This is a genomic window from Curtobacterium sp. USHLN213, assembly GCF_037144815.1.
Classification (GTDB): domain Bacteria; phylum Actinomycetota; class Actinomycetes; order Actinomycetales; family Microbacteriaceae; genus Curtobacterium.
The window spans coordinates 36,978-57,595 of record NZ_JBBCYQ010000012.1 but is presented as its reverse complement, the minus strand read 5'-3'; the positions used below and the strand labels follow the sequence as shown (position 1 = coordinate 57,595).

Annotated in this window: 11 protein-coding genes; all 11 read left to right on the top strand. The window is 73.1% G+C overall.

Features of this window, described 5'->3' with window-relative positions:
• Nucleotides 1-72: 72 nt before the first annotated feature.
• The 11 genes from WFH25_RS15695 (at nucleotide 73) to WFH25_RS15645 (ending at nucleotide 20,563) form a co-directional block, all read left to right on the top strand.
• Nucleotides 73-7,632: a choice-of-anchor G family protein gene (locus tag WFH25_RS15695; protein WP_336698505.1), complete on the top strand. Its 7,560-nt coding sequence runs from the start codon at nucleotides 73-75 to the stop codon at nucleotides 7,630-7,632.
• A 142-nt stretch (nucleotides 7,633-7,774) separates the two neighbouring features.
• Entirely contained in the window at nucleotides 7,775-10,717 is a 2,943-nt protein-coding gene (locus tag WFH25_RS15690) for a DNA polymerase III subunit gamma and tau (RefSeq protein WP_336698504.1), read from the top strand.
• Complete coding sequence (recR, locus tag WFH25_RS15685) at nucleotides 10,717-11,316, top strand: recombination mediator RecR (RefSeq protein WP_070418402.1); 600 nt, start codon at nucleotides 10,717-10,719, stop codon at nucleotides 11,314-11,316. The genes WFH25_RS15690 and recR overlap by 1 nt, the downstream gene beginning before the upstream one ends.
• Before the next feature lie 131 nt (nucleotides 11,317-11,447).
• Nucleotides 11,448-12,713 carry an aspartate kinase gene (locus WFH25_RS15680; RefSeq protein WP_070418403.1) on the top strand — a complete coding sequence of 422 codons (1,266 nt, stop codon included), beginning with the start codon at nucleotides 11,448-11,450 and terminating at the stop codon, nucleotides 12,711-12,713.
• Nucleotides 12,714-12,730: 17 nt separating this feature from the next.
• Nucleotides 12,731-13,783: an aspartate-semialdehyde dehydrogenase gene (locus WFH25_RS15675; protein ID WP_309886395.1), complete on the top strand. Its 1,053-nt coding sequence runs from the start codon at nucleotides 12,731-12,733 to the stop codon at nucleotides 13,781-13,783.
• Between the two features lie 139 nt (nucleotides 13,784-13,922).
• Nucleotides 13,923-15,410 (top strand): malate:quinone oxidoreductase, encoded by a 1,488-nt coding sequence (locus tag WFH25_RS15670; protein ID WP_336698502.1) that lies wholly within the window; start codon nucleotides 13,923-13,925, stop codon nucleotides 15,408-15,410.
• A 46-nt stretch (nucleotides 15,411-15,456) separates the two neighbouring features.
• Nucleotides 15,457-16,620 (top strand): Rv2578c family radical SAM protein, encoded by a 1,164-nt coding sequence (locus WFH25_RS15665; protein ID WP_336698501.1) that lies wholly within the window; start codon nucleotides 15,457-15,459, stop codon nucleotides 16,618-16,620.
• A 170-nt stretch (nucleotides 16,621-16,790) separates the two neighbouring features.
• Entirely contained in the window at nucleotides 16,791-18,014 is a 1,224-nt protein-coding gene (locus tag WFH25_RS15660; RefSeq protein WP_070418406.1) for a sensor histidine kinase, read from the top strand.
• Nucleotides 18,011-19,249: a hypothetical protein gene (locus WFH25_RS15655; RefSeq protein WP_336698500.1), complete on the top strand. Its 1,239-nt coding sequence runs from the start codon at nucleotides 18,011-18,013 to the stop codon at nucleotides 19,247-19,249. Before WFH25_RS15660 ends, WFH25_RS15655 begins: the two co-directional genes overlap by 4 nt.
• Nucleotides 19,236-19,937 carry a response regulator transcription factor gene (locus WFH25_RS15650; protein ID WP_229086463.1) on the top strand — a complete coding sequence of 234 codons (702 nt, stop codon included), beginning with the start codon at nucleotides 19,236-19,238 and terminating at the stop codon, nucleotides 19,935-19,937. The genes WFH25_RS15655 and WFH25_RS15650 overlap by 14 nt, the downstream gene beginning before the upstream one ends.
• A complete protein-coding gene (locus WFH25_RS15645; protein WP_071295952.1) occupies nucleotides 19,937-20,563 on the top strand; it encodes a thymidine kinase in 627 nt (208 codons plus the stop codon). The genes WFH25_RS15650 and WFH25_RS15645 overlap by 1 nt, the downstream gene beginning before the upstream one ends.
• The last annotated feature ends 55 nt before the right edge of the window (nucleotides 20,564-20,618 follow it).

The following is a 20,618-nucleotide window of genomic DNA, read 5'->3' as shown; positions in this document are numbered from 1 at the left end:
CGCTCCACCGCCTCACCAGCGGGGGAGTTCCGGATCAGGTGGCGAGCGCGCTCGCCAGGAAAAGAGACACGCATGCGCAGGCACGTGTCGCTGCGGGGTACCCGTGTACCCACGACGGCGGGCGACTGGACACGACGGATCTTCGGTGCTGGCGGCCGAGCTCGACGACGAGCATCGGACGATCGGCGTCTCCTCCTGCGCGGCGGCGTCATCGCCACGGTGACGGCGCTCCTCGCCGCCACCGTGGCGATCCAACCCGCTGCGGCTGCACAGACCGACGTCTCCGAGGCCGAGGGGCTCCTGCTCAGCGGCTCGGGCATCGTGGACGTCGACGGCATCGCCCAGCTCGGCGGCGCCTACTCCGCACGCGGTGCGACGACCGGCGGCGGGACGACGAACCAGCCGCTCAACGTCGAGGCCCTGAACACCGTGGGGGTGGACCTCGGCAACGACATCGACCTGCTCGGGGCGAACGGCATCCTCACCCTCGGGGTGGCCGGCCAGTACGCGACGACCTCGGCGAACGGTGCGACGGCGTCCTCCGGCCTCCTGACGAACGACGGCGGCATCGGCGTCGGGACCGGGATCGGCACCGGGGCGTCGACGCTCGACCTCAACCCGCTCTTCAGCCGGGTCGGTGCCGACACGACGGTGCTCTCGAACGCGCAGCTGCGTGTCGGGGCGCTCGCCTCGACCCTGTCCGCGACGCGCGGCGCGACGGTCAGCACCACGAGCGACTACCGGATCGCCGGAGCCGACCTCACGCTGACGAGCCCCGCCGTCCAGGGGCTGACGACCTCGCTCCGCGACGAGCTCCGCACGGTGTCGGGTTCGGTGAACGGCGTCTTCGGCACCGGGGGAGCGCTGCAGGGCACCACCGCAGCGGTGTCCGGCCAGATCCAGACGCTCCTCCGCCAGGCGCTGCTCGGCACGGTGAACGTGAGCGGCACCACCATCACCGCGAACGTGGACCTCAACCTCGACGGCACCCTCACCCAGGTCCTCCAGCAGCCGCTGACGGACGGCGCCGTGACGATCGTCCCGGCGACCGGGACGATCACGGTGGACCTCGACAAGCTCACGGCCCTCAACGGCCAGCCCGCGAACACCCCGGTGCTGACGACGGTCGCGGTGGACTCGATCAACCAGAGCATCGCCACGATCCTCGGCACGCAGCTGCCCACCACGCTGCAGACGGCGGTGGTCAACACGATCAACTCCACGGCGGTGCGCGTGAACATCGCCACCAACGCCACCGTCCTCGGGCAGTCGGCGGCCGCGATCGGTCTGCAGGTCGACACGACCCTCGGCGCGCTGGCCGGCACCGCGACGGCGAACCCGACCGTCACCGCATCGGGGAGCCTCGTCGGCCTGCCGCTGCCCCTCGGCACCGTGCTCGCGCCGGTCGTCTCCGGCATCGTCGTCCCGACCCTGCAGACCGCGCTCCGGCCGATCATCGGCGGGACCGCCCTCACGCAGCTCGGCACCACCCTGACCACCACGACCACAGCCGTGGCGACGCTGCTGTCGCCGGTCGTCCTGCTCCTCCGCCAGGTCGTCGACCTCACCGTCAACGCGCAGGACACCACGACCGGGTTCCGCGACGGCCGCGGGTACGACCCCGGCTCGCGGAGCGTGCACGCCCTGCGGCTGTCGATCCTGCCGGGGGCGAACGTCGCCACCGTCGACCTCGCCACGTCGACCGTGCGGGCGTCGGCCTTCGTCGCGCCGACGATCACGGCACCGACCGCGAACCAGGTGTTCAGCGTGCCGACGGCGTCCTCCACCCGCAGCGTCACCGTCAGTGGCGCCGGCGAACCCGGAGCCACGATCGCCGTGACCCTCGGCGGCGGCCGGACGGGCACCGCGACCGTGGCGGCCAACGGGACGTGGACCACCTCGGTGGCGAACGTGCCCACCGGCTCGTACACCGCGACCGCGACCCAGACCGTCGGGGGAGCAGCGGCGGGCTCGGCCACGCAGCAGTTCTCGGTCGTCGCGCAGCAGGCCCTGACCATCTCGACGCCGACCGCGGGGCAGACCTTCACGACCACCGGCACCACCGCGCCGGTGACCCTGACCGGCACCGCGACCGCGAACGCCCGCATCGACGTCGACCTCGGCGGCGGCCTCACCGCGACCGGCACGGCGAACGCGAGCGGCGCGTGGAGCACCACGGTGCCGAACGTCCCGATCGGCGAACCGACCGCGAGCGTGACGCAGACCGTCGGGGACACCACCTCGGCGCCCGTGACCCGGGCCTTCCGGGTCGTCGCCGCAGCCGGCCTCACGGTCGACAGCCCGACGGCCGGCCAGGACTTCCCGCTCGCCGGGACCACCCGCGACGTGCCGTTCTCCGGTTCGGCGCAGCCCGGCGCCCGGGTCGACGTCGACCTCGGTGGCGGCCGCACGGCCACGACCACGGCGAACGCCGGCGGTACCTGGTCGACGACGGTGACGGGTGTCCCCGCGGGGTCGTACTCCGCCCAGGTGACGCAGACCGTCGGGTCCTCGACGAGTGCCCCCGTGACACGTTCCTTCACGGTCACGGCCGCCCCGGCGCTGACGATCGACGCGCCAGAGGACGGCAGCACGATCACCGTCGCGGACCCGACCTCGACCACGCCCGTCACGGTGTCCGGCACCGCCGCACCGAACGCGCAGGTCACGGTCGGCATCGGCGGGTCCTTCACCGCGACGGTGACCGCGACCGGCGACGGCGACTGGGAGGCGACCTTCCAGGGCGTCCCGGTCGGCGACCGCACCGCGACCGCTCGGCAGACCGTGGGCGGGACGACCTCCGGCCCCGTGACGAGCGACTTCACCGTCGCCGCCGGTGACCCGATCGCGATCACCGCCCCGGCACCCGGTGCCACCGTCACCGTGCTCGACGCGGACACGACGACCGACCTCGACGTGACCGGCACCGCCGAGCCCGGCGCCGACGTCGCGATCTCGCTCGGCGGCGGGCTGACCGCCACCGCGACCGCGAACGGCGACGGGGACTGGACCGCCACGGTCCAGGACGTCCCGGTCGGCCGGTACACGATCCAGGCGACGCAGACCGTGGGCGGGACCACCTCGCCGGCGGTCCGCCAGGTCGTGACGGTCGTCGCCGGAGCGGCGCTCGCCGTGACCTCGCCGACCCAGGACAGCACGACCGACGTCGCGACCGACGATTCGACGATCGACGTCGTCGTCTCGGGCACCGCGCAGCCGGGCGCCGGCATCAGCGTCGTCCTCGACGGGACGGGCGACCCGGTCACCACCACCGCCGACGACGACGGTGCGTGGTCGGTGACCCTGCCGGACGTCGGCACGGGCGACCACACCGCGAGCGTCACGCAGACGGTCGGCGGGCAGACGTCCGCAGCCGTCGACCGGGACTTCGCGATCGCCGTCGCCGACGACCTGGTGATCGAGTCGCCCACGGACGCGCAGGAGGTCCCCGCGGGAGCGGGCGGCCAGATCGGCGTCGTCGTGCGCGGTACCGCCGAGCCGGGTGCGAGCGTGCGGGTCACGGTCGACGACGGCGACCCGGTCGACGTGGTCGCCGACGGCTCCGGCAACTGGGCGACCGACCCGACGCAGCTCGGCATCGGCGACCACACCGTCACCGCCGTGCAGACCGTGAACGGCACGACCGGACCCACGGTGACGCGCGACTTCACCGTCGTGCCGGGGACCGCCGTCGCGATCGACTCGCCGGCCGTCGGTTCGCGCTTCGTCGTCGTCGACGGCGACGCGACCGCGACCGTCCCGATCTCCGGCACCTCGGAGCCGGACGCGGACATCACGGTCTCGCTCGGCCCGGACACGCAGTTCACCACCACGGCCGACGGCGACGGCGTGTGGAGCGTCGACGCCACCGGTCTCGCACCCACCGGCACGTACACGGTGAACGCGAGCCAGAGCGTCGAGGGCGTGGTCACCACCGCGATCCCGACCACGTTCCAGGTCGTCACGGCCGCGCAGCTCGCGATCACCACCCCCGGCACGGCGCCGATCACGGTCGCGGGCGACGACGTCCGACGTGACGTGACGGTCTCCGGCACCGGCCAGCCCGGCGCCGCGGTGACCGCGAGCACGACCGGCGAGGACGACCAGCGGACGACGGTCGCCCCGGACGGCACCTGGTCGGTGACCTTCCCGGACCTCGCGGTCGGCGAGCACCCGGTGTCGGTGACGCAGACGCTGCCCGGGACGGTCTCGTCCCCGGCGGTCTCCGACCCGGCGACGCGCACCGTCACGATCGAGGCCGCGGACGCGGTCACGGTGACGACCCCGGCCGCCGACGCCGTGCTGCTCGTCCCGGATGCCGACGCGACGCGTGACGTCACGGTCACCGGGACGGCCGAGCCGAACGCTCCGGTCACGGTGCGACTCGGCGACGACGAGGCGACCACCACCGCGGACGGCGACGGCGACTGGACGGTCACGTTCGGCGGGGTCGGTGTCGGTGACCCGACGCTCACCGCGACCCAGACGGTCGGCGGGACCAGCGCCTCCAGTCCCGCACAGACCGTCACCGTCCGTGCCGGGACCGCGCTCTCCCTGACCGCTCCGACGAACGGCGCCGTCCTGACGGTCGCCGACGCGGCCGGCACGGCCGACGTGCGGGCCGCGGGACGGGCACAGGGCGGGGCCACCGTCACGGTGACGCTGTCGAACGGCGACTCCGACGAGGTGACCGCCGCTGCCGACGGCGCCTGGGAGACGACGTTCGCGGACGTCCCGGTCGGCGACTACACGGTCCGCGCGACGCAGGTCGTCGGCGGGCAGACGTCGGCACCCGTCACCGCGGCGGTGTCGGTCCGCGCCGGTGCGCCGCTCACGGTGACGACCCCGGCCGGGGCCACCTCCGTGACGGTGGCCGACGACGACGCCACGACCGACGTGCGGTTCGCCGGCACCGGCCAGCCCGGGGCGACCGTCACGGTCGACCTCGGTGACGGCGGGACCGCGACGGCACGGGTCGACGACGACGGGGACTGGGCCACGACGGTCGAGGACGTGCCCACCGGCTCGTGGACGGCGGAGGTCACCCAGGCCGTGAACGGGACGACGAGCGCGGCGGTCGCACGACCGGTGTCCGTCGTCGCCGCGGCCGACCTGACCGTCCGCCAGCCCGGCGAGGACCCGATCACCGTCGCGGACGGCGACGCCACCACCACGGTGACGATCGCCGGTGACGCCCAGCCGGGCGCCACCGTCACGGTCACCGTCGACGACCGCGACCCCGTCGAGGTCACCGCCGGTGACGACGGCGCGTGGAGCGTCGACGTGCCGGACCTCGGCGTCGGCACGCACGACGTCAGCGTCACGCAGACGGTCGACGGGTCCACGTCCACCACCCCGGTCGAGTCGGCCTTCGAGATCGAGGCCGGAGCCCCGGTCGAGATCGCCGAACCGACGGCAGGCCAGGAGTACACCGTCGCCGGCGAGGGCGCGACCACCACGGTCGACGTCAGCGGGACCGCGGAGTCCGGTGCGACCGTCGTGGTCGACCTCGGCGGCGGACGCAGCGAGTCCACCACCGCGGACACCGACGGCGACTGGAGCGTCTCGGTGCCCGACGTGCCCGCCGGCACCCCGACGGTCAGCGTCACGCAGCGGATCGGTGACACCGTCTCCGCCCCGGTCACCGTCGGCATCCGGGTGCTCGTCGCGGACCCGATCACGATCGCCACCCCGGCGAACGGATCGACCGTGCGCGTCGCGCAGCAGGACTCGATCGCGACCGTGACCGCGAACGGCGCCGCCGAGCCGCTGGCGACCGTCCGGGTGGCGGTCGACGGGGGCGACCCCCGGACCGTGACGGCGACCGCCGCCGGCACCTGGTCCGTCGACCTCGAGGGCCTCGGCACCGGCGAGCACACCGTCCGTGCCACCCAGACGGTCGCGGGATCGACCTCGGCGCCGGTCTCGACGACGTTCACGGTCGCCGCGGGTGCGGCGCTGACGGTCGACACGCCGGCGGACGGCGACACCGTGACCGTGCCGGCCGGCACCACCACCGCGAGCGTCCCGGTCAGCGGCCAGGGGCAGCCCGGCGGCACCGTGCGGATCGTGACCGACGACGGCGACCCCGTCCAGGTCCCGGTCGGCCCGGACGGCCGCTGGTCGACCGAGCTCACCGGTCTCGACGCCGGCGACCACACGATCGTCGTCACGCAGGTCGTGAACGGCACGACGTCGTCGCCGATCGAGCGCGACCTGACGGTGGAGGTCGCCGCGGTGGACGCGATCATCGTCACCTCCCCGGAGAACGGCACCGCCTACCGCGTGCTCGGCGGCTCCACGGACGTCCGGGTCACCGGTGTCTCCGCCCCGAACGCGGCCGTCTCGGTCCGCGTCGACGGCGGGGCCCCGGTCACGACGACGGCGGACGGCGACGGCGAGTGGGCCGTCACCGTGCCGGACGTCGGCACCGGCCCGCACACGATCACCGCCGCGCAGACGGTCGGCGGGACGACGACGAACGCCCCGCAGGTCGGGTTCTCCGTCGCCGCGGCCGCACCGGTCCGGGTCACCAGCCCGACCGACGGCCAGGTCGTCCCGACCACCGGTGCCACGACGTCGATCCCGGTCAGCGGCACCGCCGAGCCGGGCGCCACGGTCTCCGTCGACATCGACGGCCGGACCGCGACGACGACCGCGGGTGGTGACGGTTCGTGGACCGTCACCGTCACCCGGGTCCCGCCGGGCACCCACACCGTGTCGGTCACCGAGACCGTCGGCGGCGTGACCTCCGACCCGGTGACGAGCACCGTGCGGGTCGTGGTCGCCCAGCCGACCGACGTGACCATCACGAGCCCGGTCCCCGGCCAGCTCATCCCCGCGACGGGCACCGGCGACACCGGCAGCTTCACCGTGACCGGGCACGCCACACCGGGAGCGCTCGTCACGGTGCGCCTGTCGAACGGGCAGGTCCGCACCACGACCGCGGACGCCGACGGTGACTGGAGCGTCACGTTCGACCGCGTCCCCGAGGGGGAGTGGACCATCGAGGCGTCGCAGTCCGTCAACGGCACGACGACGGTCTCGCAGCCGGTCCCGATCGTGGTCGACGCGGTGGAGCCGCTCGCGGTCACCTCGCCCACGCCGGGCGCGCACCAGACGGCCTCGGCCGCCGGGACCGTCGACTGGCGGGTCACCGGGACCGCCGAGCCGGGAGCGACCGTCACGGTCGTCGCCGACGACGGCACGCCCGTCACGACGACGGCGGCCGAGGACGGCACCTGGTCGGTCGTCCTGCGACTGGCGGTCGGGCAGCACACGATCCGCGTGACGCAGACGGTGGCGGGTGCGACGTCGGCCGTGCAGTCGGTCGCGGTCGTGGTCGACGCCGCGGTGCCGGGTGGCCCCGGCACGCCGGGGACGCCCGGAACGCCTGGGACGCCTGGGACACCCGGAACGCCCGGTGCGCCCGGGACGCCGGGCGCGCCCGGGACCGGCGGCAACGGGTCCGGGAGCGGGAGCGGGACCGGTTCCGGGTCCGGCGGGCTCGCGTTCACCGGTGCCGACGTGGCCCCGCTCGCCGGGGCAGCGGGTGGCCTGGTGGTGCTCGGCTTCCTCCTGCTGGGCCTGTCGCGGCTCGCCCGCGGCCTCCGCCGCCGCGGACGCGTCTGAGTCCGTCGCACGCACGAACCGCGCCTCCCGTCCCGTCGTCTGCACGGACGGGAGGCGCGGTTCGTCACGCGCCCGCCGCCCACTTCCCACAGGCGGTCCGGTCCGACCATCGGGTGTCGGTCGTCCCGGCTACCCTTGGGGCGTGGTCACCGCCCTGTATCGCCGTTACCGGCCCGAGAACTTCGCCGAGCTGATCGGACAGTCGCAGGTCACCGATCCCCTCCGGACGGCCCTGCGCACGAACCGGGTCAACCACGCCTACCTGTTCAGCGGGCCGCGCGGCTGCGGCAAGACGACGTCCGCGCGCATCCTCGCGCGCTGCCTGAACTGCGCCGAAGGCCCCACCGACACCCCGTGCGGCGTCTGCCCGAGCTGCGTCGAACTGGCACGCGGCGGCGGGGGATCGCTCGACGTGATCGAGATCGACGCCGCCAGCCACAACGGTGTCGACGACGCCCGTGACCTGCGCGACCGCGCCGTGTTCGCCCCGGCTCGCGACCGCTACAAGATCTTCATCCTCGACGAGGCGCACATGGTGACGCCGCAGGGCTTCAACGCGCTGCTCAAGCTGGTCGAGGAACCGCCGGAGCACGTCAAGTTCATCTTCGCGACGACCGAGCCCGAGAAGGTCATCGGCACGATCCGCTCGCGCACCCACCACTACCCGTTCCGCCTCGTCCCGCCGGCCGCGATGCTCGAGTACGTCGAGCAGCTCTGCCAGCAGGAATCGGTCTCGGTCGCGCCCGGCGTGCTGCCCCTGGTCGTCCGCGCCGGCGGTGGTTCCGTCCGTGACACCCTGTCGCTGCTCGACCAGCTCATGGCCGGCAGCGAGGACGGGGCGATCGCGTACGAGCGGGCCGTCGCGCTCCTCGGCTACACCGACGCCGCACTGCTCGACGACGTGGTCGACGCGCTCGCCGTGGCCGACCCGGCATCGGCGTTCGCCGCCATCGACCGGGTCGTGCAGACCGGGCAGGACCCTCGTCGCTTCGTCGAGGACCTCCTCGAGCGCCTCCGTGACCTCATCGTCGTGGCCGCGACCAACGAGAGCGCCGCGGCCGTCCTCCGGGGCGTCTCGCCGGAAGAGCTCGACACGATGACCCGGCAGGCCGGTGTCTTCGGTGCGACCGGGCTCTCGCGTGCGGCGGACATCGCGAACCGGGCGCTGACGGACATGACCGGGGCGACCTCGCCGCGGCTGCACCTCGAACTCATGACGGCGCGGATGCTCGTGCCCGAGGCCGACGACACCCAGCGCGGTGCCCTCGCCCGGGTCGAGCGACTCGAGCGACGCATCGGTGTCGGGGACGCCGGCGGGCACCAGGCCGGGCCGGAGTCGCTCCCGGCCGCGGGGTCGACCACCGCCCCCGCGCCGAGCACGCAGCCGGCGGCACCCGCTCCTCGGGCGGCCCAGGCCCCCGCGGCTCCGGCCCAGGCCCAGGCCCAGACGCCGACGCCGGCTCCTGCTCCGGCCGCCGCCGAACCGGCCGCCACCCCGGCCCCGACGTCGACCGACCCCGGTGCCACCGCTCGGGATGCCGCTGCCTCGTGGGCCGCCGCGGTGCCGAGCGCACCCGAGGCGCCGTCGAGCGGACCCAGGTCCACGCCGGCACCCGGAGCCACGCCGACGCCCGCCGCGGGAGCTGCGAACGCGTCCTCGACCGGCCAGGGCACGACTGCGGGCGACGAGCCGGCCGTGCGTCCCATCGGCGCCGTCGGGTTCCAGCAGCTCCGCGACTCCTGGCCGCAGATCGTCGAGCACGTCCAGCGGCAGAAGCGTTCGGCGTGGTCCGTGGTCGTCACGGCGCAGGTCACGGCGCTGCGCGACGACGTCCTCACCCTCACGTTCCCGAGCCAGCAGGACGTCGCCTCGTTCAAGGAGATGTCCGACCCGAACGCCAGCGTCAGCGAGCTCCTGCGGGCCGCGATCGTCGACGTGCTCGGGCTCCGTGTGAAGTTCGTCGCCCGTGGTCCCGGTGGGCCGGGGCAGCAGCGACCGCCGCAGCAGCCCGGGGCCCAGCCGCCGCAGGGGGCCGCGCAGCCGGCGCCGAGTGCCGCGCCTGCCCCTGACGCTGCGGGTGCTGCCGGTGCTGCGGGTGCTGCACGGCCCGGTGCCGACCGGTCCGCCGAGACGGCTCCGGCCGCTCCCGCACGTCCGGAGCCGACGACGGCCGAGCCGCACGGGTCCGCCGGGCGGCCGGCGGCTGAGGACTCCGCCGACCGGTCCGCTGCCCAGGAGTCCGGCGGGGGCGCATCCGCCACCGGAGCACCCTCGGCGCCTGAGTCCGCCGCGCACGAGACGGCACCGTCGGAGCACGCGGCACCAGCACCGTCGCCGGCATCGGCATCGGCATCGGCATCGGCACCGGCTCCGGCACGGCCGGACGCGGCGCCCGCGCAGGGAGACCAGCGCCCGACGCAGTCCCGCCCTGCACCCACCCCCGCCGCGGAGCCCACCCCCGCCCCGGAGCCCACCGGCGCCCCGGTCACCGAGTGGGCCGTCGCCACGATCCCCGCCGCGGATCCCACCGCCGGGGCCGAGCGCTCGTGGTCGGCCCCGTTCGGCACCACCGACACCGGCGAGCCCGTCGCTCCCGTCCCGACCACGTCCGACCCGACGGTGGACGCGGCCCTCGCGGCACAGCTGCGCCCCGCGTCCTCGCTGGGCGCCCCCGCACCGCAGGCGACCCCGTCGACGCAGGCCGCGCCTCCCGGCATTCCGGACACCGACGCCGACCGCGGCCCGGGCGCCGAGCCGTCCACCGGTCCGACCACCGCACCGTCCGGCGGTCCGGCCGCCGCACCGGGCGGCAGCCCGGACGTCCCCGTCGACGACTACCCGCTCGACGACGACCCGTACGGCGACGGCGACCCCTACTCGGACTCGCAGCAGTCCGCCGCACCGCAGCAGCCCGCCGCCCCCGCGCCGAGCCAGCAGCGCCCGGCACCGGCCCAGCGACCCGCCGCACCCGCACCGCAGGTCCGCCGGACCCCCGTCGCGGGCCGCTACGGCGAGGCCGTCGTCCGTGAGATCCTGAACGCCCAGTTCATCGAGGAGACCTCCCTCCACGAGGAAGGCGCCTGATGTACGACGGCATCGTGCAGGACCTCATCGACGAGTTCGGTCGCCTCCCCGGCATCGGACCGAAGTCGGCGCAGCGCATCGCGTTCCACATCCTCCAGACCGAGTCGTTCGACCCCACCCGGTTGTCCGAGCTCCTGGCGGACGTCAAGGAGCGGGTCCGCTTCTGCGAGATCTGCGGCAACGTCACCGAGAACGTGCAGTGCAGCATCTGCCGTGACCCGCGTCGGTCGCCGGCGGTCATCTGCGTCGTCGAAGAGGCGAAGGACGTCGCCGCGATCGAACGGACGCGCGAGTTCCGCGGGCTGTACCACGTGCTCGGCGGCGCGATCAGCCCGATCGACGGCATCGGCCCGGACGACCTGCGCATCCAGCAGCTCATGACGCGACTGGCGGACGGCACGGTGGACGAGGTCATCATCGCCACCGACCCCAACCTCGAGGGCGAGGCCACGGCGACGTACCTCAGCCGACTGCTCGTCCCGATGGGCATCCGCACGACCCGCCTGGCGTCCGGGCTGCCCGTCGGCGGTGACCTCGAGTACGCCGACGAGGTCACGCTCGGCCGCGCGTTCGAGGGCCGTCGGGTCGTCGGCGGCTGACCTGCCGGAGCCGAGCAGCGCGCAGGATCCTTGCGTCTGTACCGGCTCTGACGCAACATCCTCGAAACACCGACTACCATCATGAGACCGCGTGACAGTCGCGGAACCGTCGTCCCCGGGAGTACCAACCAGTGGCCTTGATCGTGCAGAAGTTCGGTGGATCGTCCGTCGCGGACGCCGAGAGCATCAAGCGCGTGGCGAAGCGGATCGTCCAGACGAAGAAGGCCGGCAACGACGTCGTCGTGGCCGTCTCGGCGATGGGCGACACCACCGACGAGCTCGTCGACCTCGCGCACTCCGTGACACCGATCCCCGCCGGACGTGAACTCGACATGCTCCTCACCGCGGGGGAGCGCATCTCCATGGCGCTCCTGGCGATGGCGATCAAGAGCCTCGGGGTCGAGGCGTCGTCGTACACGGGCAGCCAGGCCGGCATGCTCACCGACGCCCAGCACGGCAAGGCCCGCATCGTCGACGTCACCCCGAAGCGCGTGCGCGAGGCACTCGACGCCGGGCACGTCGCGATCGTCGCCGGCTTCCAGGGCTTCAACCGCACGACCGGCGAGATCACCACGCTCGGCCGCGGCGGTTCGGACACGACGGCCGTCGCCCTCGCCGCGGCGCTCGACGCCGACATCTGCGAGATCTACACCGACGTGGACGGCATCTTCACCGCCGACCCGCGCGTGGTTCCGAAGGCCAAGAAGGTCGACCGCATCACCAGCGAGGAGATGCTCGAACTCGCAGCATCCGGTGCGAAGGTCCTCTACATCCGTGCCGTCGAGTACGCCCGTCGGCACGGCGTCACCCTGCACGTCCGCTCCTCCTTCAGCAACGCCGAGGGAACCATCGTCTACAACCCTGCAGAGGGGGAAACCGTGGAAGAACCGATCATCACCGGCATCGCCGGAGACCTCTCCGAGGGCAAGATCACCGTCGTCGGCGTGCCCGACACCCCGGGCAAGGCGGCGGAGATCTTCACGATCGTCGCCCGCGCCGGTGCGAACATCGACATGATCGTGCAGAACGTGTCCGAGGCCGTCACCGGGCGGACCGACATCTCGTTCACGCTGCCGAAGGACCAGGGCCAGGGCGTCCTGACCGCGCTCGAGGTCGCGAAGGCCGACATCGGCTACGAGGGCATCCAGTACGACGACCAGATCGGCAAGCTCGCCCTGGTCGGCGCCGGCATGCGCACGAACGCGGGCGTCTCGGCGGCGCTCTTCCGCGCCCTGCACGAGGCGTCGATCAACATCGAGATGATCTCCACGTCGGAGATCCGCATCTCGGTCGTCACCCGTGCCGACACCCTCAACGAGGCCATGCGCGTGGTGCACAACGCGTTCGGCCTCGACGCCGACTCCGAGGCCGTCGTCTACGCCGGCACCGGCCGCTGACCCGTCAGGAGCACCGCATGAGCACCCTCACCGTCGCCGTCGTCGGCGCCACCGGCCAGGTCGGCGCCGTGATGCGCCGCCTGCTCGAGGAGCGCGCGTTCCCGGCCGACCACGTCCGGTTCTTCGCGAGCGCCCGGTCCGCCGGCACCACGCTGCCGTTCCGCGGCGAGCAGATCGTCGTCGAGGACTCCGAGACCGCCGATCCGTCGGGCATCGACATCGCGCTGTTCTCGGCCGGCGCCACCGCCTCGCGGGCACTCGCGCCGAAGTTCGCCGCCGCGGGCGCCCTCGTCGTCGACAACTCCAGCGCCTGGCGCATGGACCCGGACGTCCCGCTCGTCGTGAGCGAGGTGAACCCGCACGCCATCGACGATGCGCCGAAGGGCATCATCGCGAACCCGAACTGCACGACGATGGCGATCATGCCGGTCCTCAAGGTGCTCGACACCGAGGCCGGCCTCCGTCGCCTCGTCGCCACCACCTACCAGGCGGTCTCGGGTTCCGGGCTCGCCGGCGTCGAGGAACTGCTCGGCCAGGCGCGGGCAGCGCTCGAGCAGGACACCGCGGCCCTCACGCACGACGGCTCCGCCGTGACGTTCCCCGACCCGGTCAAGTACGTCCGCCCGATCGCGTTCGACGTCATCCCGCTCGCGGGCAGCATCGTCGACGACGGGCTGGGCGAGACCGACGAGGAGAAGAAGCTCCGCAACGAGAGCCGCAAGATCCTCGAGCTCCCCGACCTGCTCGTCGCCGGGACGTGCGTCCGCGTGCCCGTCTTCACGGGCCATTCCATCTCGGTCAACGCCGAGTTCGAGCGCCCGCTGTCGCCCGAGCGTGCGACCGAGATCCTCGCCGATGCGCCCGGGGTCGAGCTCGCCGACGTCCCGACGCCGCTGCAGGCCGCCGGGCAGGACCCGTCCTTCGTCGGCCGCATCCGTGCGGACCAGTCCGCACCCGAGGGGCACGGACTCGCGCTCTTCGTCAGCAACGACAACCTCCGCAAGGGCGCCGCGCTGAACGCGGTGCAGATCGCCGAGGCGATCGTCGCGCGCCGGACGGTCGCTGCGTAACCCTGTGCGATCCAGGAGGGGGGGGGGGCGGGGGGGGGGGCCCCCCCCGGGGCCCCCGCGGGGGGGGGGGCCCCCGCCCCCCCCCCGCCTCCTGGCGTTCCCGGCCCGGCTTGTCAGCCGACGCCGCTAGCATTGTCGGGTGGCAGTGAAGCAGGTGGACCCCATCGACGTCGTCTTGGTCGGGGGAGGGATCATGAGCGCCACCCTCGGCGCCATCATCCACCGGCTCGAACCCACCTGGAAGATCCGCGTCTACGAGCGCCTCGGCACCGTCGCGCAGGAGAGCTCGAACCCGTGGAACAACGCCGGGACGGGTCACTCCGCGCTCTGCGAGCTGAACTACACGCCGGAACTGTCGGACGGCCGTGTCGACATCAGCAAGGCCGTGACCGTCAACGAGCAGTTCCAGGTCTCGCGCCAGTTCTGGGCCCACCTCGTCGAGACCGGTGACCTGCCGGAACCGTCGAACTTCATCAACCCCACGCCGCACATCTCGTTCGTGTGGGGTGCCGACAACGTCGAGTACATGCGCAAGCGGTACGAGGCGATGCAGAACCACCCGCTCTTCGCCGGGCTCGAGTTCTCCGACGACCCGCAGCAGATCCGGAAGTGGGCGCCCGCGCTCATCCCGGGTCGGAAGAAGGACCAGTCGATCGCGGCGACCTACTCCGCCGCCGGGTCCGACGTGGACTTCGGGTCGCTCACCCGGCAGCTCTTCGACCAGCTCGAGATCGACGGTGTCGAGTTCGAGCCGTCGCACCAGGTCACGAAGCTCACGCGTTCGACCGTCAGCGAGGGCTGGGTGCTCGACGTCCGCAACGAGATCGGTCGGTCTACCCAGCGCATCGCGGCGAAGTTCGTCTTCGTCGGCGCCGGGGGCGGGGCCCTCCACCTGCTGCAGAAGTCCGGCATCCCGGAGATCCGCGGGTACGGCGGGTTCCCGGTCTCCGGCGAGTTCCTCCGCACCGACGACCCCGAGGTCGTGCAGAAGCACTCGGCGAAGGTCTACGGCAAGGCCAGTGTCGGTGCACCGCCGATGTCCGTCCCGCACCTCGACACCCGGATCGTCGACGGCAACGCCTCGCTCATGTTCGGGCCGTACGCGGGCTTCAGCCCGAAGTTCCTCAAGCAGGGCTCGCTCTTCGACCTCGTGAAGTCGATCCGGCCGCACAACCTCCGGCCGATGCTGAGCGTCGCGTTCTCCAACTTCGACCTCGTGCGCTACCTGATCGGGCAGCTCCTCGCCTCGAAGCAGACGAAGTTCGACGCCCTGCGCGACTTCATGCCGAGCGCCGAGCCGGGCAACTGGCACCGCATCACCGCCGGACAGCGCGTGCAGGTCATCAAGCCCGACAAGGACAAGGGTGGCGTCCTGCAGTTCGGCACCGAGGTCATCACCTCGGCCGACGGCTCGATCGCCGGCCTGCTCGGTGCGAGCCCGGGGGCGTCCACCGCGGTGCCGATCATGCTCGGCCTGCTCCGGAAGTGCTTCCCGGACCGCTGGGACCGCTGGGAATCCGCGGTCCGCGTGATGGTGCCCACCTACGGGCAGGACCTCGGGTCTGACGCGGAGCTCGCCGACGCGACGCTCGAGCGCACGGCGAAGATGCTCGGACTCCACCACTGAGCCGAACCCGCTTGCGTGTCGTTCGAACGTGTGTTCGAATGACTGCATGCGGTGGAGTGGGCAGGCGATCGATGCCTCGCGGAGCGATGCGCTCCCCGGGCTCGAGTCGAACAGCGGGTTCGTCCGGAGCGTGACGACGCCGGAGTTCGCGGGTGTCACCTTCCACGAGGTCCTGGCCAAGAGCGCGCTGAACCGCGTCCCGAGCGCGGACGGCAGCGGGACGTACGGGTGGACGATCAACCCGTACCGGGGCTGCAGCCACGCGTGCGTGTACTGCTTCGCCCGCCCGACGCACACCTACCTCGAGTTCGACGGGGGAGCGGACTTCGACCAGCAGATCGTCGTGAAGACCAACGTGGCCGACGTCCTGCACCGCGAGCTCACGAAGCCGAGCTGGGACCGACACCCGGTCGCGCTCGGCACGAACACCGACCCGTACCAGCGGGCCGAGGGCAAGTACCGGCTGATGCCCGGTGTGATCCGTGCCCTGGCCGACTCGGGCACGCCGTTCAGCATCCTGACGAAGGGCACCCTGCTGCGCCGCGACATCCCGTTGCTGGTCGAGGCCGCGCGGTCGGTGCCGGTCGACCTGGCGATGTCGATCGCGGTCTACGACGACGAACTCCAGCAGCAGGTCGAGCCAGGCACCCCGACGACGGCGGCGCGCCTGGCGACGGTCCGGGCCATCCGTGACGCGGGCCTGACGTGCTCCGTGTTCCTCATGCCCGTCCTGCCGTACATCACCGACACCCGGGCCCACCTCGACGGCGCCGTCGGGCGAGCCGCGGCGGCCGGGGCGTCGAGCGTCATGTACTCCGCACTCCACCTGCGTCCCGGCGTGAAGCCCTGGTGGTTCGCGTGGCTCCAGCGCACCCGGCCGGACCTCGTCGAGCGGTACCGGTCGATGTACCTCGACAACACCTTCGCGCCGAAGGACTACCGGCGCTGGTTGTCGGAGCGGGTCCGTCCGATCCTGCGCGCGCACGGCATGGGGCTCGGCCACGTCGATCCGGCGACCGGCTCGATGGGGTTCTCGAACCGGCTGAGCGAGCCGGGGGCAGCGCCCGCGACGCCGGCGGGAGCGATCTCCGGACCGTCGCCGTTCGAGGAGCAGTCCCGTCCGACGTCCTCGCCGCTCAAGCGCGCCGACCCGGGGTTCGACCAGCGCCTGGTCCCACGCGCTGCACCGGTCGTGCCGACGCTCTTCTGACGGGCTTCGGGCACGAGGGCGTCGGTCCGCGTTCGGGGGACACCGGGAACACCCGCGTGCCGGTATCATCGAGCGGGTCGCCGATCACTCCGACAATCGGGGTACACGGTCGCACCAACCGTGGTTGGATCGTGGGCGGCGTTCCCCCACGTCCGGAAGGACCCCCACCCGTGCTCGGCATCCCCACGCACCTCGCTCCGCGAGTGAACGCGTGGTCGACCGTGCGGGCCTTCCACGCCGCGGCGATCGGTTCGCTCGCCGCCGCCGCGATCGCCCTGGTGCTCTACCGCCTGGCCGAACCGGACGTGCGGGTGATCGGTGCCGTGCTGGCGCTGGTCCCGATGCTCGGCATGATCGCCGTCCACGTGCAGTTCGGCACGTGGCGGTCGGCCGTCGCGTTCCTCGTCGTCGGCGGGGTGTGCGCGTGGTGGTTCGCCGTGGTCGTGCAACGCGAGGTCCCCGCCGGGTGGGTCGCCTCGTACCTGCTCTCCCTGTCGATCATCCCGCTCGTGCTGGTGGGCGGTGCCGGCGCGGTCGCGGGGCGGGTGGCACTGTGGTCGATCGCCGGGTTCCTGGTCGGTCGGGTCGCGACGTCGATCGCGATCGCGCAGGCGGGCGGTCCCACGCACCCCCTCGTGCTCGCGTGGGTGACGCTCGCGTTCGTCATCGCCCTCGTGCTCATCACGAGCCGCAACACCGCCCGCTCCGAGCGTGTGCAGCCCGAGCTGCTCCGTTCCGCGCGCGAGGAGCACGTCTCCGCGTACCGCGCCGGGGTCGAGGCCGAGGCGGCGGCCATCCTGCACGACACGGTCCTCAACCACCTCGGTGCGATCGCCCTCGCGCCCGACGGCCCGATGGACCCGCAGCTCGCCCGCACGGTCGAGGCGGACGTCGCGATGCTCACGGGCAAGGAGTGGCTCGCACCGGGGGCCCGCCCGGCCCGCGCCGAACCCGGTGCCGCGGTGCGCGCGTTCGAGCAGATGGTCGACGACCACCGGGCGCTCGGACTCACGGTGACCGTCACCGGTGATCCCGCGGCCCTCGTCCGGTTGGACCAGGCGGCGATGACGGCGATCCTCCGTGCCGTCGGCCAGTGCCTGGCGAACGTCCGGAAGCACGCGGGCACCGACGCGGCCGAGGTGAGCGTGTTCGACGACGGGGTGGCGTGCACGGTCATGGTGGTCGACGACGGCCGCGGTTTCGACGAGTCCACGACGAGCCCCGACCGGATGGGCCTGCGCGGGTCCGTGCGGGAGCGGATCGGCCGGGTCGGCGGCGACGTCCAGGTGTGGTCGTCGCCGGGCTCGGGGACGAGCGTCATGATGTCCGTGCCGTACGGCGCGGTCACCGGGACGACCCCGGTGCCGAACGCCGGGTCCGAGGTCGGCCGGTGACGCGCCCCGGCCCCGCCCGCGACGCCGGCCGCACCGCGCAGCAGTACGACCCGCTCGGCGCGATGGGGTCCCGTCCGCTGGCCATCGTGCTCGGCGCCTGCGGCGTGCTGTGGGCGCTGTTCGTGTCCGTCTTCGACCGGGACGTCGTCGGCAGCCCCACCCTGAGCGCCCTCACCGTGCTGCTCGTCGCGGCGTCCGGGGCGGTCGTGTTCGTCGCGTCGAGTCCGTTCCGCGCACCGTTCCCGCGCTGGGCCTTCGTGGTGCACGTGCTGCTCCTCGCCGCGGCGACGATCACGAGCGTCGCCGCCCAGTGGGGCCCGGACCGCAGCGCACTGAACGACTTCATGTCCCTGCTCGCCGCGACCGGCATCGTGATGACGGCGCCGTACCGCCCCTGGACGGACCTGGCCCTGGGCGGCCTGCTGCTCGCGGTCGTCACCGGGGTCTCGTGGGGCATCGTGGCGTGGGCGTTCCCGCACCACGTCCCGATCGGCGTCGCGGCGTTCCTGGCGGCAGCGCCGACGCTCGTGCTCACCGCGGCCTCGGCGGTGTTCGCGTGGACGTTCGCCGGGCTCGCCGAGCGCGTGCAGATCCGTGCCGGGTCGTACTCGGTCGAGCGTGCGGAGCGCGACGGCATCGACGCCAGCGTGCAGCAGGACCGTTCGACGATCCTCGCCCGCGACGTCGCACCCTTCTTCGCCGAGCTCCGCACGCGCGAGGTCATCACCGACGCCGACCGCGCCCGGGCCCGGTCGATCGCCGACGGCATCCGGCGCTCGATGGTGGCCGACGCCGACCGGACCTGGTTCGAGCAGGCCGTCCGCACCGACGGGGGCACCGACGCCGTCGTCGACGACCCCGACGGGCTCATCGCCACCCTCGACGCCGACCAGCGCACCGTCGTCCGGACGTTCCTGCGGGCCGCACTGCGTGCCTCCACGGTCAACCCCGCCGGGTTCCGCGCCACGATCCGACGGACGGGGACGGACGACGGGGCGACCGGCGACTCGGACGGAGGCGCAAGCGGCGACGAGCGGACCACCGGCACCGCGCAGCCGCCCGCGACCGGCCGCGGCGTGGCCGTCGCGATCGACCTCGCCGTCGCCGATTCCGACGTCGGCATCCACCGCACCTTCGACCCCTACTTCGCGGTCCTCCGCGTGACGTTCCCCGATCTGGACGTCGCGGTCCGACCCTCCGCCCTCGCACTAAGGTTCTCGTATGACCAGCACTGACCCGAGCCGGATCACGGATGGTGCGCCCGCCGTCCCGAACCCGGGGACACGACGCGTGCGGCTGGCGATCCTCGACGACCACGAGGTGCTGTTGGACAGCCTGTCGAGCTGGATCGCGGTGAACGCGTTCGACTTCGACCTCGCGCTGACGGCCCACACGTGGCTCGAGATGGTGCACAGCGAGAACTTCCCGACCGACCTGGTGTTCCTCGACTTCCAGCTCAAGGAACCCGTCTCGATCGAGGCCCGCGTGCGCACCTGCCGTGCCGCCGGGGCCAAGGTCATCGTCCTGTCGAGCGTCGACAGCCGCGAGTCCCGCGACCGTGCGCTCGCCGCCGGCGCCGCCGCCTTCCTGTCGAAGTCGCTCCCCATGCGCGAGGTCATGGACGTCGCGCGCGAGATCATGGGCGTCGCGCGGGACACCCCGCCGCAGCGCGACTGGCGGCCGTTGCCGACCGGGGCGAACGCGCACCAGCGGCCGAAGCTCAGCCACGGCGAAGAGGAAGCGCTGCGCCTGTACGTGTCGGGCTACTCGACGAACGAGGTCGCCGCGCAGATGAACGTGCAGTACGAGACCGCGAAGACCTACCTGCGCCGCGTGCGCGAGAAGTACAGCAAGGTCGGCCGGCCCGCGTCCAAGAAGTCCGACCTCATCCGTCGTGCGGCCGAGGACGGGTTCCTCGCGTAGTGGCGAAGCTCTACTTCCGCTACGGCGCCATGAACAGCGGCAAGAGCACCGGGCTCCTGCAGGCGGCCTACAACTACGAGGAACGCGGTCACCGGGTGCTCCTCGCGAAGCCGTCGGTCGACACCAAGGGCGACCGTGAGATCGTCTCGCGCCTCGGGGTGACCCGCACCGTCGACATCGTGTTCACGCCCGACGCCGACGTCCGCGCGGCCGTCACCGAGGCCGGTGCCACCGACCCCGAGTCGGACCGGCTCGACGGCATGGTCCGGCCGGTCAGCTGCGTGCTCGTCGACGAGGCGCAGTTCCTCACGCCCCGCCAGGTCGACGACCTGCTGCGCATCGCCGTCCTCGACGAGGTGCCGGTCATCACGTACGGCATCCGGACGGACTTCCGCACCGAGGCGTTCCCCGGCAGCGCCCGCCTGCTCGAGGTCGCGCACTCGCTCGAGGAACTCAAGACGATCTGCCGCTGCGGCCGCAAGGCGGTCTTCAACGCCCGGAAGGTCGACGGACGGTTCGTCTTCGACGGGTCGCAGGTCGCGATCGACGGCGTGGACGTCACCTACGAGTCGCTGTGCGCCAACTGCTACCTCACGGAGTCCGGCGGACGCCTCGACGGCGACTGACGAGTCCGCCGGCCCGCCTCGTGCAGACGCGACGGTCTGCCGGACTGGAGGCGCG